This window comes from Janthinobacterium sp. LPB2021202312-11-4, assembly GCF_037049705.1.
Lineage (GTDB): Bacteria > Pseudomonadota > Gammaproteobacteria > Pseudomonadales > Pseudomonadaceae > Aquipseudomonas.
In genome coordinates this window covers 155,637-170,766 of record NZ_JBAGKV010000009.1, presented here as the reverse complement: position 1 = coordinate 170,766, position 15,130 = coordinate 155,637, and the positions used below count along the sequence as shown (strand labels likewise).

Annotated in this window: 12 protein-coding genes; 6 read left to right on the top strand and 6 right to left on the bottom strand. The window is 60.3% G+C overall.

The annotated features are described in order from the left end of the window. Positions 1 to 126: 126 nt before the first annotated feature. From V5E99_RS12570 to V5E99_RS12545, 6 genes are all read left to right on the top strand, one after another. On the top strand, positions 127 to 1,149 hold the full coding sequence (locus V5E99_RS12570; RefSeq protein WP_499802721.1) for a PDDEXK nuclease domain-containing protein: 1,023 nt from the start codon (positions 127 to 129) through the stop codon (positions 1,147 to 1,149). Between the two features lie 114 nt (positions 1,150 to 1,263). Continuing rightward, a complete protein-coding gene (gene cysM / locus V5E99_RS12565; RefSeq protein ID WP_499802758.1) occupies positions 1,264 to 2,160 on the top strand; it encodes a cysteine synthase CysM in 897 nt (298 codons plus the stop codon). Further along, complete coding sequence (gene rlmD, locus V5E99_RS12560) at positions 2,160 to 3,512, top strand: 23S rRNA (uracil(1939)-C(5))-methyltransferase RlmD (protein ID WP_499802720.1); 1,353 nt, start codon at positions 2,160 to 2,162, stop codon at positions 3,510 to 3,512. The genes cysM and rlmD overlap by 1 nt, the downstream gene beginning before the upstream one ends. A gap of 123 nt (positions 3,513 to 3,635) precedes the next feature. Beyond that, positions 3,636 to 5,879, top strand: a complete 2,244-nt coding sequence (gene relA, locus V5E99_RS12555) for a GTP diphosphokinase (RefSeq protein ID WP_499802719.1) — start codon at positions 3,636 to 3,638, stop codon at positions 5,877 to 5,879. A 125-nt stretch (positions 5,880 to 6,004) separates the two neighbouring features. Beyond that, the gene (gene mazG / locus V5E99_RS12550) at positions 6,005 to 6,838 is read left to right on the top strand and encodes a nucleoside triphosphate pyrophosphohydrolase (protein WP_499802718.1); all 834 of its coding nucleotides are present in this window, start codon (positions 6,005 to 6,007) and stop codon (positions 6,836 to 6,838) included. Positions 6,839 to 6,866: 28 nt separating this feature from the next. Further along, a complete protein-coding gene (locus V5E99_RS12545; RefSeq protein ID WP_499802717.1) occupies positions 6,867 to 7,409 on the top strand; it encodes a DUF2058 domain-containing protein in 543 nt (180 codons plus the stop codon). Positions 7,410 to 7,479: 70 nt separating this feature from the next. Here V5E99_RS12545 and V5E99_RS12540 read toward each other — a convergent pair whose 3' ends face one another. From V5E99_RS12540 to V5E99_RS12515, 6 genes are all read right to left on the bottom strand, one after another. Continuing rightward, positions 7,480 to 7,668: a hypothetical protein gene (locus V5E99_RS12540; protein ID WP_499802716.1), complete on the bottom strand. Its 189-nt coding sequence runs from the start codon at positions 7,666 to 7,668 to the stop codon at positions 7,480 to 7,482. Positions 7,669 to 8,071: 403 nt separating this feature from the next. Next, positions 8,072 to 9,298 (bottom strand): beta-ketoacyl-ACP synthase I, encoded by a 1,227-nt coding sequence (gene fabB / locus V5E99_RS12535; protein ID WP_499802757.1) that lies wholly within the window; start codon positions 9,296 to 9,298, stop codon positions 8,072 to 8,074. Between the two features lie 5 nt (positions 9,299 to 9,303). After that, positions 9,304 to 9,819 (bottom strand): 3-hydroxyacyl-[acyl-carrier-protein] dehydratase FabA, encoded by a 516-nt coding sequence (gene fabA / locus V5E99_RS12530; RefSeq protein ID WP_042560484.1) that lies wholly within the window; start codon positions 9,817 to 9,819, stop codon positions 9,304 to 9,306. 248 nt (positions 9,820 to 10,067) lie between these two features. Then, positions 10,068 to 11,969, bottom strand: coding sequence for an ATP-binding protein (locus V5E99_RS12525; RefSeq protein WP_499802715.1), 1,902 nt, complete (start codon positions 11,967 to 11,969; stop codon positions 10,068 to 10,070). Next, complete coding sequence (locus V5E99_RS12520) at positions 11,966 to 12,895, bottom strand: hypothetical protein (RefSeq protein ID WP_499802714.1); 930 nt, start codon at positions 12,893 to 12,895, stop codon at positions 11,966 to 11,968. The genes V5E99_RS12525 and V5E99_RS12520 overlap by 4 nt, the downstream gene beginning before the upstream one ends. Continuing rightward, positions 12,895 to 15,018 (bottom strand): TonB-dependent receptor plug domain-containing protein, encoded by a 2,124-nt coding sequence (locus V5E99_RS12515; protein ID WP_499802713.1) that lies wholly within the window; start codon positions 15,016 to 15,018, stop codon positions 12,895 to 12,897. Before V5E99_RS12515 ends, V5E99_RS12520 begins: the two co-directional genes overlap by 1 nt. Positions 15,019 to 15,130: the final 112 nt, after the last annotated feature.

Sequence of the window (15,130 nt, the reverse complement as noted above, 5' to 3'; positions counted from 1 at the left end):
CCATTCACAGATCTTGCCCGACCGTTCGGGAGTTGTTGTACGACATTTCCTAAAGGGTTTAGACGGCGTTTTAACGCTTCCTTGAAGGTTTAAGCTCTCGCTTTTCCCGTCCTCAAGGAGTTGGGCATGAGTGCACCCAGCGTTCCCGGCAACACAACCGAAGACCGTTTTAATGAAGTGCTGGCGCTGATTCACGGTGCCAGGCAGCAGGCCATTCAAACGGTGAACACCCAACTGATCGAGCTGTATTGGCAGGTCGGTGGCTACATCAGTCGCAAGCTGGAAAAAGCCGAATGGGGCGATTCGGTGGTCAGTCAACTGGCTGAGCATCTGGCTCAGACTCAACCAGGGTTGCGTGGTTTCGCCCGGCCCAATCTGTTCCGCATGCGTCAGTTCTACGAGACTTACCGGGGCGACGAGAAAGTCTCACCACTGGTGAGACAATTATCCTGGACCCATAATCTGGTTATTTTCAGTCAGGGCAAAACCCCGGAAGAGCGGGAGTTTTACCTTCGCATGGCCGTCCAGGAGAAGTGGTCGAAGCGCGAGCTGGAGCGTCAGTTCAAAGCCGCTTTGTTCGAGCGCAGTGTGACCCAACCGGCAAAAGTCTCAACAGCGCTGCGACAAACCCACCCTGCGGCAATGGAGATATTCCGAGACGCGTACATGGTCGAGTTTCTCGGCTTGCCCGGTCGTCATGCCGAAACCGATCTGCATAAAGGATTGCTGGCCCGCCTCAAAGAATTCCTGATCGAGTTGGGCCGCGATTTCTGCTTTGTCGGCTCGCAATATCCACTGCAAGTCGGCGGGCGGGATTTCGCTCTGGACCTGTTGTTCTTCCACCGTGGGCTCAATTGTCTGGTGGCCATTGAACTCAAGGTCGGTCGTTTTGAGCCGGAGTATTTGGGCAAGCTGGACTTCTATCTGGAAGCACTGGATCGCAATGTACGTAAGCCCCACGAAAACCCAGCCATTGGTGTGCTGCTTTGTGCCAGCAAGAAGGACGAAGTGGTCGAGTACGCCCTAAACCGTAGCCTGTCGCCCGCATTGATCGCTGAATATCAGGTCCAACTTCCGGACAAACAGCTGTTGCAGGCCAAGCTGCATGAGTTCTACGCGCTCAACATCGCGCAGGAGGAAGAAGCCTGATTCAGACGCTTATTCCCATAAGCCATAAGCATCGCACTTTGCGTGATATGGCCTGCGAAGGTTTGCCGGTATGATAGGCGCCCCCGCAGTCTGGATTGCGAATACGCCATGACCTTGCAGTACCCAACCATCGCCGATTGCGTCGGCAACACTCCGCTGGTTCGTTTGCAGCGCCTGCCTGGCGCCACCAGCAACACCCTTTTGCTCAAGCTCGAAGGGAACAACCCGGCGGGTTCGGTCAAGGACCGGCCGGCGCTGTCGATGATCACTCGCGCCGAGTTGCGCGGGCAGATCCATGTCGGCGACACGCTGATCGAAGCGACGTCCGGTAACACCGGGATTGCGCTGGCCATGGCCGCCGCCATCAAGGGTTACAAGATGATCCTGATCATGCCGGACAACTCCAGCGCCGAACGTAAAGCCGCGATGACGGCCTATGGCGCCGAGCTGATTCTGGTCACCCAGGAAGAAGGCATGGAAGGCGCGCGCGACCTCGCCCAGCGGATGGAAGCCGAAGGCCGTGGCAAGGTGCTGGACCAGTTTGCCAACGGGGACAACCCTGAAGCGCACTACACCACCACCGGCCCGGAAATCTGGCGCCAGACCGAGGGCACTATCACCCATTTCGTCAGTTCGATGGGCACCACCGGCACCATCATGGGCGTGTCGCGCTACTTGAAAGAGCAGAACGACAACGTGCAGATCGTCGGCCTGCAACCGATGGAAGGCTCGGCGATTCCGGGTATTCGTCGCTGGCCGCAGGAATACCTGCCGAAGATTTATCAAGCCGATCGTGTCGACCGCATTGTCGACATGGCGCAAAGCGAAGCCGAAGACGTGACCCGTCGTCTGGCCCGCGAAGAAGGCATTTTTTGTGGCGTGTCCTCGGGCGGTGCGGTGGCAGCGATGCTGCGCCTGTCCCAGGAAGTTGAAAACGCGGTGATCGTCGCGATCATCTGCGACCGTGGCGACCGTTACTTGTCGACCGGCATTTTCGACGCGCCCAACTGATGGCCAAGCAAGAGAGAGGCCTGCGCTTCCAGCCCACGGGCGGCAGCAAGGCCCCGCAAATTCCGACCGGCAAGAAGCAGCGCTTGAGCATCGAGCGCCTGGCGAATGACGGTCGCGGTATCGCGTTTTTTGAAGGTCGAACCTGGTTCGTCATCGGCGCATTGGCCGGTGAAGACGTCGAGGCGCGGGTGTTGGGTGCCCACGGCAAAGTGGTCGAGGCGCGCACCGAGCGGGTATTCCAGGCCAGCGAATTGCGGCGCCCGGCACCGTGCCCGCACGCCGGTCGCTGTGGCGGTTGCAGCGTGCAGCATCTGCCCCACAACGAACAGCTCGCCCTGAAACAGCGCATGCTCGCCGAGCAATTGTCCAAGGTCGCGGGCGTTGAACCAGAAGAGTGGGCCGCGCCGTTAAGTGGTCCTGAGTTCGGTTACCGGCGTCGCGCCCGAGTGGCGGTGCGTTGGGACATGAAGGCGAAAAAACTCGAGGTCGGTTTCCGCGCCGCAGGCAGTCAGGACATCGTCGCGATCACTGAGTGCACGGTGCTGGTACAGCCCTTGCAACCGATCATGAGCCGCTTGCCGGAGATGCTTCGCCGCTTGAGCAAACCTCAGGCGCTGGGGCATGTGGAGTTGTTCAGTGGATCGTCCCTGGCGGTGTTGCTGCGGCACATGGCGCCGTTGTCCGACGCCGACATGACAATCCTCAAGGATTTCTGTGCGTTCCATGAAGCCCAATTGTGGCTGCATGGCGACGGCGAGCCGCAACCGGTCGAAGCCGATCAGGCACTGGGTTATCGCCTGGAGCAGTGGGACTTGAACCTGGCGTATCGGCCAGGGGATTTCATCCAGGTCAACGCCGGGGTCAACGAAGCGATGGTTGCCCAGGCCCTGGATTGGTTGAAACCTGAAGCTGATCAGCGCGTGCTGGATCTGTTCTGTGGCTTGGGCAATTTTGCCCTGCCGCTGGCCAAAGCTGTTCGCGAAGTGGTGGCGGTGGAGGGCGTGCAGGCGATGGTCGAACGGGCCGCTGCCAACGCCGCTAGCAACAATCTGCATAACGCCAGGTTTTTTCAGGCCGATTTATCCCAGCCTTTGGCCGATGCCGAATGGGCCAGCGAAGGCTTTTGTGCGGTACTCTTGGACCCACCACGGGACGGTGCTTTCGAGGTGGTGCGCAAGCTGGCATCCCTGGGCGCCAAACGGTTGGTGTACGTGTCGTGCAACCCTGCAACGCTGGCGCGCGACACGGTCGAATTGATTAAGCAGGGCTACCGGTTAAAACGTGCCGGGATTCTCGATATGTTTCCTCAAACGGCACATGTCGAGGCCATGGCGTTATTTGAAGCGAGCTAGGACGGCTCGTCTGGTCCGACTGGCCGCCCGTGCAGCCGCGCACCAGCCCGGCGCGGGCTCACGGGCATCAAAGGTCAGCGATTTTGACGCATTGAATCTGCGTCGTAGGGAAGGTAAAGCAAGATGGTACAGGTGAGAGCACACCAGCCGATCAACACCGACGGCAGTATCAATCTCGAGGCTTGGCTCGATCACGCGGTCATTGTCGATCAGGCACTGGATCGCGAAGCCTTGAAAGAAGCGTGCGAGTTCGCTCGTTCGTCTGAACAACAGGCCAATGCGGCGAAAAATCTCTGGTCCGAAGGGACGTCGAGTTTCCGCACGGGCCTTGAGATCGCCGAGATTCTCGCCGACCTCAAACTCGATCAGGATTCGTTGGTCGCCGCGATCCTGTATCGCGGCGTGCGCGAAGGCCAGATCCAATTGCCGGCAGTCAGCCAGCGCTTCGGTCCAGTCGTCACCAAACTCATCGACGGTGTGTTGCGCATGGCGGCGATCAGCGCCAGCCTGAGCCCCCGTCAATCCCTGGTGCTGGGCACTCAAGGCCAGGTCGAAAACCTGCGCAAGATGCTCGTGGCGATGGTCGATGACGTTCGCGTCGCGCTGATCAAACTGGCCGAACGCACCTGCGCGATCCGTGCGGTGAAAACCGCCGACGACGAGAAACGCAACCGCGTGGCCCGTGAAGTCTTCGACATCTACGCGCCGCTCGCCCATCGCCTCGGTATCGGTCATATCAAGTGGGAACTGGAGGACTTGTCCTTCCGTTACCTTGAGCCTGACCAATACAAGCAGATCGCCAAGTTGCTGCATGAGCGGCGACTCGATCGCGAGCGTTTCATCGCCGACGTGATGAGCCAGCTCAAGAATGAGCTGACCGCCACTGGCGTCGATGCGGACATCAGCGGCCGGGCCAAACACATCTATTCGATCTGGCGCAAAATGCAGCGCAAGGGTCTGGAATTCAGCCAGATCTACGACGTGCGCGCCGTTCGCGTGCTGGTGCCGGAAATGCGCGATTGCTACACCGCGCTCGGCATCGTCCACACCTTGTGGCGGCACATCCCGAAAGAATTCGACGACTACATCGCCAACCCGAAAGAGAACGGCTACCGCTCGCTGCACACCGCAGTCATCGGCCCGGAGGGCAAAGTGCTGGAAGTGCAGATCCGCACGCACGCCATGCACGAAGAAGCCGAACTGGGGGTTTGCGCGCACTGGCGCTACAAGGGCACCGACGTCAAGGCCGGCTCCAACCAGTACGAAGAGAAAATCTCGTGGCTGCGTCAGGTGCTGGAGTGGCACGAAGAACTCGGCGACATCGGCGGCCTGGCGGAACAGCTGCGGGTCGATATCGAGCCGGACCGGGTCTACATCTTCACCCCGGACGGTCACGCCATCGACTTGCCGAAAGGCTCGACGCCGCTGGACTTCGCCTACCGCGTTCACACCGAAATCGGCCACAACTGCCGCGGCGCGAAGATCAACGGACGCATCGTACCGCTCAACTACAGCCTGCAAACTGGTGAGCAAGTCGAGATCATCACCAGCAAGCACGGCACCCCGAGCCGCGACTGGCTGAACTCGAACCTGGGCTACGTCACCACCTCGCGAGCGCGGGCGAAGATCGTTCACTGGTTCAAATTGCAGGCTCGCGACCAGAACGTCGCGGCGGGTAAAACCTTGATCGAACGCGAACTCACGCGTCTCGGTCTGCCGGCGGTGGATTTCGACAAGTTGGCCGAAAAAGCCAACATGAAAACCGCCGAGGACATGTTCGCCGCCCTCGGTGCCGGGGATTTGCGCCTGGCGCAACTGGTCAACCTGGCCCAGCAACTGGTCGAGCCGGAACGTGGTAACGAACAACTGGAACTGATCCCGCGCAAAGCCACCGGCTACAAACCGGGCAAGCGCGGCGACATTCAGATTCAGGGCGTCGGCAACCTGATGACCCAAATGGCCGGCTGCTGCCAGCCGCTGCCGGGTGATGCCATCGTCGGCTACATCACCCAGGGCCGTGGCGTGAGCATTCACCGTCAGGACTGCGCCTCGGTGCTGCAACTGGGCGGGCGCGAGCCGGAGCGGATCATTCAGGTCAGCTGGGGCCCGGTGCCGGTGCTCACCTATCCGGTGGACATCATCATCCGCGCCTACGACCGTTCCGGTCTGCTGCGTGACGTGTCGCAAGTGCTGCTCAACGAGCGGATCAACGTGCTGGCGGTCAACACCCGCTCGAACAAAGAGGACAACACCGCGTTGATGTCCCTGACCATCGAGATTCCGGGGCTGGATGCATTGGGTCGTTTGCTGGGGCGCATTTCCCAGTTGCCGAACATCATCGAAACCCGGCGTAACCGCACGCCATAAGCGGCGGTCGGTCTCCCTGTAGGAGCTGCCGAAGGCTGCGATCTTTTGATCTTGTTTTTAAAATCAAAAGATCGCAGCCTTCGGCAGCTCCTACAGGGAGTTCGGCGTTTGAACGAGAGAATTTGATGTACAGCCTTGAAGATTTGCTGCACCTGATGAGCCGCCTGCGCGACCCGCAGTACGGCTGCCCGTGGGACATCAAGCAAACTTACGCGACCATCGTCCCGCACACCCTGGAGGAAGCCTACGAAGTCGCCGACGCCATCGAGCGCGGCGACTTCGATCACTTGCAGGGTGAGTTGGGGGATTTGCTGTTCCAGGTGGTTTATTACAGTCAGTTGGCCCGGGAAGAAGGGCGTTTCGAATTCGCCGGTGTCATCGACAGCATCACCCGCAAGTTGATCCGCCGTCATCCGCACGTGTTTCCTACCGGCGATCTGTACGCGCCGCTGGACGTCCCGCGTCTGAATGAAGAACAGGTCAAGCAGCGCTGGGAAGAGATCAAGGCCCAGGAGCGCGCGGAGAAATCGGCGGCGCCGCAGCAACTGTCCTTGCTCGATGACGTCCCTGCCGCGCTGCCGGCGTTGTCCCGTTCGGCCAAGTTGCAGAAGCGCGCCGGGCAGGTCGGTTTCGACTGGCCGGACGCATTGCCGGTGCTGGACAAGGTTCGTGAAGAACTCGATGAAGTGCTCGAAGCCATGGCCGATAACGACTCGGCAGCGATTGCCGACGAGGTCGGTGATTTGCTGTTTTCGGTGGTCAATCTGGCGCGACACCTGAAGGTCGATCCGGAAACGGCTTTGCGTGGCGCCAACAGCAAGTTTGAACGTCGCTTCCGTTTTATCGAACAGGCATTGCGCGACACCCACCGTCCCATAGAAGATTGCACCCTCGAAGAGTTGGACGCCCTGTGGGGCGAAGCCAAACGTCAGGAAAAGAATTTGCCCAGCTGCGGTTGAGCAGTTGCCTAAGTGAGAAATAAGCACCATGAGCATTTCCCTTCGCGACCAGTTGCTCAAAGTAGGGCTGGTCAACCAAAAGCAGGCCAAACAGGTCAGCAAAGACAAACAAAAGCAGCAACGTCTGGTCCACAAAGGCCAGATCGAACAGGACGACACCCAGCAGCGCCTGGCCCAGGAAGCCTTGGCCGAGAAGGTCAAGCGCGACCAGGAGCTAAATCGCTTGCAGCAGGAGAAGGTCGAGGCCAAGGCCCGCGCCGCCCAGGTCAAGCAATTGATCGAAGTCTCGCGCCTGCCGAAACTGACCACCGAGGACTACTACAACTTCGTTGACGACAAGAAGGTCAAGCGCATCTCCGTCAACACGCTGATGCGCAACCAGCTCAGCAATGGTTTCCTGGCGATCGTGCACCATGGCGGCGGTTACGAAGTGATCCCCCGTGAGGCGGCCCTGAAGATCCAGGAGCGTGATCCGCAGCGGATCGTGCAGCTCAACGTCAAGACTGAGGAAGTGGCGGCCGAGGACGATCCATACGCGGCCTATCAGATCCCTGACGATCTGATGTGGTAAGCCTTTAAGGCCTGCAACAACGACAAACCCCGCTCATGGCGGGGTTTGTCGTTTTCAATGCTGTAGTTGCTCAAGCGGAGCGTCGTTCGCGTTGTTGCTCCAGTGTTTCCAGTTCGCACTTGTAGTTGTGGGCGTCGGTCTCGGAGTGGAACATACCGACCAGCAAGTCTTGTTGATGCACATCCCAGATGCGGATACCGGCGGCTACGCCTTCATGGGACATATGTGAATCGTCGCGTTCAGTTACTTTTACAGTCATCTGCTAGCTCCAATCTCAGTTACCTGCACCAAGGCGTGTGCAGGACTCTGTTATATGTTTGGTTAGCTTGCTAAGTAAACACTTGAGTTCGGTAACGAATATTTGCGAAATCCGCAAAAGTCCTGCAGCCCGCTAAACACGCGACATTTGGTCGCAGGCTCCTGAGCTGGATGACAAAAGTTTCATGTTCGCGGTGAACAAAACCACTGCCAACGCACCACCTGAGCGGAACACAAAAACCCGTAGGAGCTGCCGAAGGCTGCGATCTTTTGACTCTCAAGATCAAAAGATCGCAGCCTTCGGCAGCTCCTACAGTGGGATGAAGGCGTAGGCATTTTCTCAAGGCAAAAAAACGCCCCGAACCAGTCGGGGCGTTTTTGTGTGCAGCGAACGGGGCAGGGTGTTACTTGCCAGCCCAGCGCTTCAGTACCAGCGTGGCGTTGGTGCCACCGAAACCGAAGCTGTTGCTCATCACGGTGTTGATGGTGGCGTCTTCGCGAGTCTTGGTCAGGATCGGCATGTCTGCCACTTCCGGGTCCAGTTCGTCGATGTTGGCGGAACCCGCCATGAAGTTGCCTTCCATCATCAGCAGGCAGTAGATCGCTTCGTGAACGCCAGCGGCGCCCAGGGAGTGACCCGACAGGCTCTTGGTAGAGCTGATAGCCGGAGCCTTGTCGCCGAATACCGCGCGCACGCCTTCCATTTCCTTGGAGTCGCCGACCGGAGTCGAGGTGCCATGGGTGTTCAGGTAGTCGATCGGGGTATCAACGGTGGCCATGGCCATCTGCATGCAGCGGATGGCGCCTTCGCCGCTTGGCGCAACCATGTCGTAGCCGTCGGAAGTCGCGCCGTAGCCGACGATTTCCGCGTAGATTTTTGCACCACGGGCCAAGGCGTGTTCCAGCTCCTCGACCACGACCATGCCGCCACCGCCGGCGATGACGAAACCGTCACGCTTGGCGTCGTAGGCACGGGATGCTTTTTCCGGGGTTTCGTTGTACTGGGTCGACAGCGCGCCCATGGCGTCGAACAGGAACGACTGGCTCCAATGTTCTTCTTCACCGCCGCCTGCAAACACGATGTCCTGCTTGCCCAGCTGGATCTGCTCAACCGCAGTACCGATGCAGTGAGCACTGGTGGCGCAAGCGGAGGAGATCGAGTAGTTCACGCCCTTGATCTTGAACGGCGTGGCCAGGCAGGCGGAAACGGTGCTGCCCATGGTCCGCGTTACACGGTACGGGCCAACGCGCTTCACGCCTTTCTCGCGCAGGATGTCCAGCGCTTCCATCTGGTTCAGCGTGGAGGCGCCACCGGAACCGGCGATCAGGCCGGTACGCGGGTTGGAGACTTGCTCATCGGTCAGACCGGAGTCGGCGATGGCGTCTTTCATGGCCAGGTAGGCGTAAGCCGCGGCGTGGCCAACGAAGCGATAGATCTTGCGATCGATCAACTCTTCGAGGGGAAGGTCAATGGAGCCGGAAACCTGGCTACGCAGACCCATTTCGGCATATTCCGGGTTGAACCGGATGCCAGGGCGGCTTGCACGCAGGTTAGCGGAGACGGTCTCTTTGTCATTGCCCAGGCACGAAACGATGCCCAGACCAGTGATAACGACGCGGCGCATGCGGATAACCCTTAGAAGTTTTCAGTGGAGGTGAACACGCCGACCCGGAGGCCTTCGGCGGTGTAGATTTCGCGGCCGTCGACACTGACCGAACCATCGGCGATTGCGAGGTTCAGCTTGCCTTTGAGGACGCGCTTGATCTGAATGTTATACGTAACTTTCTTGGCGGTCGGCAGGACCTGACCAAAGAACTTCACTTCGCCCGAACCCAGTGCACGACCACGGCCCGGCAGGCCTTGCCAGCCCAGGAAGAAGCCGACCAGTTGCCACATGGCATCGAGGCCCAGGCAGCCCGGCATCACCGGATCACCTTCGAAGTGGCAGGCGAAGAACCACAGGTCTGGAGTGATATCCAGCTCGGCGACCAATTCACCCTTGCCGTACTTGCCACCCTCTTCGCTGATATGGGTGATGCGATCCACCATCAGCATGTTCGGGGCGGGCAGTTGCGCGTTACCTGGGCCGAACAGCTCACCGCGACTGCAGCGCAGCAGGTCTTCCCGAGTAAAGGCGTTTTGTTTGGTCATGCGAGCTCCTCAATAGTCCCGTGCGGCAGGGTGGGGCGAATCTTCCCGGCCGATCGAAGCGTTCATGCCTCGAGTCAGCAGCCTACTCATAGACTATTGCGTTGTGGTGAAAGTCACAGCACCAAGGACATGAATGTACACTTGTGCACTGAAATTATTATTCAAGCCCCTTTTCGGGCCTGTTCGGGTGCCTAAGACTGCCGCACTTTCGCCTTTCACGCCAGTCGCAGATAGCCGAAAGGACAGGACTACTGCACCCATCGCTGCAAAATTTGCTGCAGATCAGTGCGTTTGAAAGGCTTGGCCAGGTAATCATTCATGCCCGCCGACAGGCACGCTTCGCGGTCGCCCTGCAAGGCATTGGCCGTCAAAGCGATGATCGGCACGTCCTGGCAGCCGGGCAGTTGGCGGATCTGTCGGGTCGCTTCGTAGCCATCGATGATCGGCAACCGGCAGTCCATCAAAATTGCCTCGAAAATCAGACTCTCGGCACTGCGCACCGCCTGCGCGCCATCGCTGGCCACGCTCACCGTAAAGCCCAGGCTGCGCAACATCGCTTCAATCACCGTCTGGTTCACCGGGTTGTCCTCCACCAACAGAACGTTGCGTCCTTCACCGTGGCCACTGCCCGTCGGTGCCCGTGGCGGTGCCAGCTCCGGCAGCGCCTGCTTATAAAGGGCGAGGGGGATTTCCAGGGTGAACACCGAGCCGCGACCTTCCTCGCTCTGGGCCCGCAACGTGCCGCCCATGCGCTCGGCCAGGGTGCGGGCAATCGGCAAACCGAGCCCGGTGCCGCCGTAACGTCTTGAAATGGAACTGTCGGCCTGCTGGAACGCGTTGAACATCAATTCCAGGCGTTCGGCCGAAATACCGATGCCGCTGTCGCGCACGGTGCAGGTAAACCACAGCAATTCGTGATCCAGGGATTGCCACTGCGGCTCGATGGTCACGCGGCCCTGTTCGGTGAACTTCAGCGCGTTGCCGACCAGGTTGACCAGAATCTGCCTGATCCGCGTCGGGTCACCCTGCACCTGCAAGGCGCGCATGTCGTCAGGGATCAACAGCTCAAGGTCGAGTTTGCGTTGCACCGCACTGTGCTGGAAGGACTGGGCACAACTGATGATCAGGTCCGCGAGGTTGAACGGAATGTGCTCCAACTCCAGTTCCGAACGCTCGATGCGCGAGAAATCGAGAATGTCGTTGATGACCTTGAGCAAGTGTTCGGTGGACTCCGAGGCCAGCGCCGCGTACTCGATCTGCTCCTCGGTCATGTCGGTGGTTTCGAGCAACTGCAACATGCCCAGCACGCCGTTCATGGGCGTGCGCAGTTCGTGGCTCATCATCGCCAGGAAATCGGATTTGGCGTTGTTGGCCTTTTCCGCCTCTTCGCGGGTCTGGATCAACTGCGACATCGCCTGTTGCTGTTCGCGGCTGGCCTGTTCGAGGCCTTCGGCGAGGTTGTTGATGTGTTGCGACAAGGCCCCCAGTTCGGTGTCGTCGACGATCGGCAGCGGCGTGGTGTAGTCGCCTTTCTGGATCGCCTTGACCGCGTTGCCGATGTTGCGGATCGGCTGCGACAGACTGCCCGCCAGGCGCCGGGCCAGCAGAAAGGTAAACAGCAGGGCAAACAAGGCGAGGATGCCGGCCTTGAACAGAATCTCTTGCTGGCGCTGGCTGAAAGCGTCGTTGGACAGGCCGACGATCACCCGCCCCAGGTAATCCTCGCTCGGCGCAGCGACCGAGGTCCGGGTGTTCTGGAAGAAGTCATTGTTCAGCGCGATCCGTTGCAAGCGCACCGGCGCCTGGAACACTTCGACCTGCTGGGAGCGGTTGTGGGATTCCGACGGTTGCTCCACGTACACCAGAATCCGGTTGGCGTTGTCCTGGACTTCCAGGAACCGCACATTCGGCGTGGCCAGGGTGGCTTTGAGCAAACTTTCCAGCACGTCGTTGTTGCCGGAAATCACCCCGTATTCGGTGGCGGGCGCCAGTTGGTTGGCGATCAGTTGACCGGTGTGGTTGAGCTCCTGGCGCAGGTCCTGAATGCGCACGAACGTGAAGAAACTGATCAGCAGCAGCGTCAGCAACAGGGCAGGGCCGAGGCTAATGATTTGGGTGCGGGTGTTGATGTCCCAGCGACGAAAGGTCATGGGTGGCTTTCTCCTTCGGCCAACTGAGAGGCGACCGATGCTTCATCCATCTGTTCAATACCTAATGAACGAGCCACTTGCGGATTGCTTAAGACTTTGAAGTGGTTGGGGTAGAGCGTGCGTGGCCAGGTGGCCGGCGGCCGGTCGAGCAAATCGTCGAGGACCGCCAGCCAGTCGCTCTGGTCGCTGTAGGTGCTGGCCAGGCTGCCGGCCTTGACGAAACCGGCGTTCGGACCGATCAGCGCCATCTGTCGTCCGTAGCTGCTGAGCAACAGATTTTTCGCGGTTTTCGGGTTGTACAGGTCCGGATCGTCCAGGGCCAACAGCACGTCGCTGTTTTTCAGCAGCGCCTGCAACGGGCGGCTGTCGCTGGTGTTGTCCCAACGTTCGGTGACGATCTCAAGGCCCAGGGGCAGGGCGGCGAGGCGCAGTTCTTTCAAGAGAAATTCACTGTGGCGGTCATACAACACGCCGACCCGGCGCACCTGCGGCAGGATCAACCGCGTCAGGCGCAATTGCCGTTGCAGCGGTGGATCGCTCCACAGCAGGCTCAGGCGCGCCGGCAATACATTGCTCAAGCGTTGCCGCGCTTGCAGGCGACTGATGCGCAGCACCAGTGTCGCCGGGCCCTGGCTGTCTTGCAGGCGCCAGTCGAGGCTCGGCAGGTCAAGCAGAATCAAACGCGTCGCGCTGGGTAACTGGCCCGGCACCGGCAGGCTCGCCAGCGGCTGGAAACGCACATTGTCGGTGGGGCGCCGCTCGCTCAGGGCCTGGATGAAGGTTTGCACGCCGGGGCTGTCCTCGGCGCCGGTCAACAGAATGTCGGCGCCACTGGCCGTCAAGCCCCACAGCAGACCGCCGATGGCCAGGCACACTCCGATCAGCCGGCGGCGTAGGGTTGGCGTCTTCCGTGACTGAGGCTGCATTAGAACTCCAGCTCCGCGCTGAAGTAGAGCACCCGGCGCTCGTCGTAGTTATTGTCGACGAAGGTGGTCGGCTGGTGGTCGAGGCGCTGTTGCATCACGCCGGCCAGTTCCAGGCTGGCCTTGCCCAGGCCGATGCGCTTGGCGATGCGCGTGTCGACCCCTTCGAAGCGGTAGCCGTTGAGGGCGTCGTCACCATAATAGAAGAGCGCGCTGTTCCAGCCCTGGCCCCAGTCCCGCAGCCAACCGGCGGAACCGCTGTTGCGCGCGGTCTGGCGCTGGTCCAGCGGGTTACTGGCCTTGGCGTCGACGTAGGCATAGGTCAGGCGCAGGCGATCGGCATTGCTCAAGCGCCAGTCGAGCTGGGTTTCCGTGCCGCTGAACCGCGAGGTGTTGGCGTTGCTGGCGATGTACTGGTTATTGCGCAGCGGCTCGCTGATCATGCCGGTGATTTCGTCGTAGAACAGCTTCACGTCCACGGCCAGTCCGAGCTCGGCGAAGAAACCGTTGTAGCCCAGTTCCCGGGAACGCATGCGCTCCTTGTCGAGGTCGCCGGGACCACGGGTCTTCACAAAGTAACGGGCGCTACTTTGGCCATAGGCGCTGGGCCGCAGGTTGGTCACCTGGTAGCTCCAGTTCACATTGTTTTCGAACATGTCCGGCGAGCGGATCGCCTCGGAATACACCGCGCGCAAGCCGTGGCGCGGGTTGATCAGATAATTGATCGCGACCCGTGGCGTCAGCGAACTGCCGGTCAGTTGCGTGTCTTCGAACATGGCGCCGCCCTGTAGCAGCCAGTGTTCGCTGGCGCGCCACTCGAGCTGGCCGAACGTGCGCCACGTGGTGTCGTCGAGCGTGCCATTGAAGTAGGTCTCGGAGTCTGCCCGGTCGTAACGATAGTTCATGCCGCTGACCAACCGCAGACTATCGGACAGGCTCAAGGTGTCTTGCAGTTCGAGGTCGTAGCGCGATTCCCGGGCGCTTTGGTCGATGTCGCCGCACAGGGTTTGCCGGGCGCCATTTTTCCATTGCTTGAGCACCTGATTGCCCAGCGCCTGCTCGGCCGCTGTACCTGCCGGGGCACCGGGGCCGGTGTAGCGCTCCATATTGCGCGCCAGGCGTTCGGCGTAGTTCGGGTTGAGTTGCCACAGATCGGTCAGTTCCGGGCTGAACGACACTTCGGCGTCGCAGGCACGCCAGGTTTGCTGACGATCCCAGTGTTGCGCCGAGCCCTGGATATAGAGGCTGTGCTCGGGATTGATGTCCAGGTTCCAGCGCAGGGAGCCGGCGTAATCCTTGGCGATCACGTCGGAATTGTTCCCGGCAGCGGTAATCCCGGAGAACACCGGGCGGTAGGTGTAGGGTCGCTGGTTGGTGCCGTCCTTGGCATTCAACTGCCAGTCGATACTTTGGCTGTCGTTGAGCGTCTGGCTGACCGCGAGGTTGAAGCGGTCCAGGCGCCGACTGTCGCGATAATCGGCGCCAGTACGGTCCGAATCGAAGCCGTCATCTTGCTGGCCGGACAGCGACAGGCGCAGATCGCCGCCGTCCCAACCGGTGCCCTGGCTGGCGTAAAAATCGTTGATGCCGCGCTGGCCCCGGGTGACTTTCATCCGGGTGCCGTGGCTGTCCGCCGGGTTGCGCGTGATGATATTGACCACCGCCATCAGCGCGTTGGCGCCGTAGCTGACGGTGTTCGGCCCGCGAAAGACTTCGATGCGCTCGATGTCTTCCATGGCCACCGGAATATCGCTCCAGTCCACCGTGGCCAGGCCGGCGCGGTACACCGAGCGGCCATCGATCAACACCTGCATGCGCCGGGCTTCGCTGGCGTTGGTGCCGTGGTAGTTCACCACGGCCTGATTGCCGTTGATGTTGCCGACCATCATCCCCGGCACCAGCCGCAGCAACTCGCTGATGTCCCGGGCGCCGCTGGCCTTGATCAGTTCGCTGTCGAGCACCGTCATACTGCCCGGCACCGCTGCCGGCGATTGTTTCAGGCGCGTGGCGGTCAGGACTTGCGGCAATGGCTCGTTGTCGAGGAACAGGTCGTCGGCCAGCAAGGCCGGGCTGAAAATCAGCGCCAGCAGCAGCGGTGAACGCGGTGAGGGTGGACCAAAAGACACAACGCAGCCTTGGAAGCGATGAATTGGCGCGCATGTTAACCGAGCTAGACGACTTTTCCAGTCACGTTAAGGGCATTTTCCTCGGTTTTATCGGTCTTCTTCCTACACGTGC

Coding starts and splice junctions, on each gene's coding strand:
- V5E99_RS12570 (WP_499802721.1), top strand. CDS start 127: ATGAGTGCACCCAGCGTTCCCGGCAACACAACCGAAGACCGTTTTAAT.
- rlmD (WP_499802720.1), top strand. CDS start 2,160: ATGGCCAAGCAAGAGAGAGGCCTGCGCTTCCAGCCCACGGGCGGCAGC.
- relA (WP_499802719.1), top strand. CDS start 3,636: ATGGTACAGGTGAGAGCACACCAGCCGATCAACACCGACGGCAGTATC.
- mazG (WP_499802718.1), top strand. CDS start 6,005: ATGTACAGCCTTGAAGATTTGCTGCACCTGATGAGCCGCCTGCGCGAC.
- V5E99_RS12545 (WP_499802717.1), top strand. CDS start 6,867: ATGAGCATTTCCCTTCGCGACCAGTTGCTCAAAGTAGGGCTGGTCAAC.
- V5E99_RS12540 (WP_499802716.1), bottom strand. CDS start 7,668: ATGACTGTAAAAGTAACTGAACGCGACGATTCACATATGTCCCATGAA.
- fabA (WP_042560484.1), bottom strand. CDS start 9,819: ATGACCAAACAAAACGCCTTTACTCGGGAAGACCTGCTGCGCTGCAGT.
- V5E99_RS12525 (WP_499802715.1), bottom strand. CDS start 11,969: ATGACCTTTCGTCGCTGGGACATCAACACCCGCACCCAAATCATTAGC.
- V5E99_RS12520 (WP_499802714.1), bottom strand. CDS start 12,895: ATGCAGCCTCAGTCACGGAAGACGCCAACCCTACGCCGCCGGCTGATC.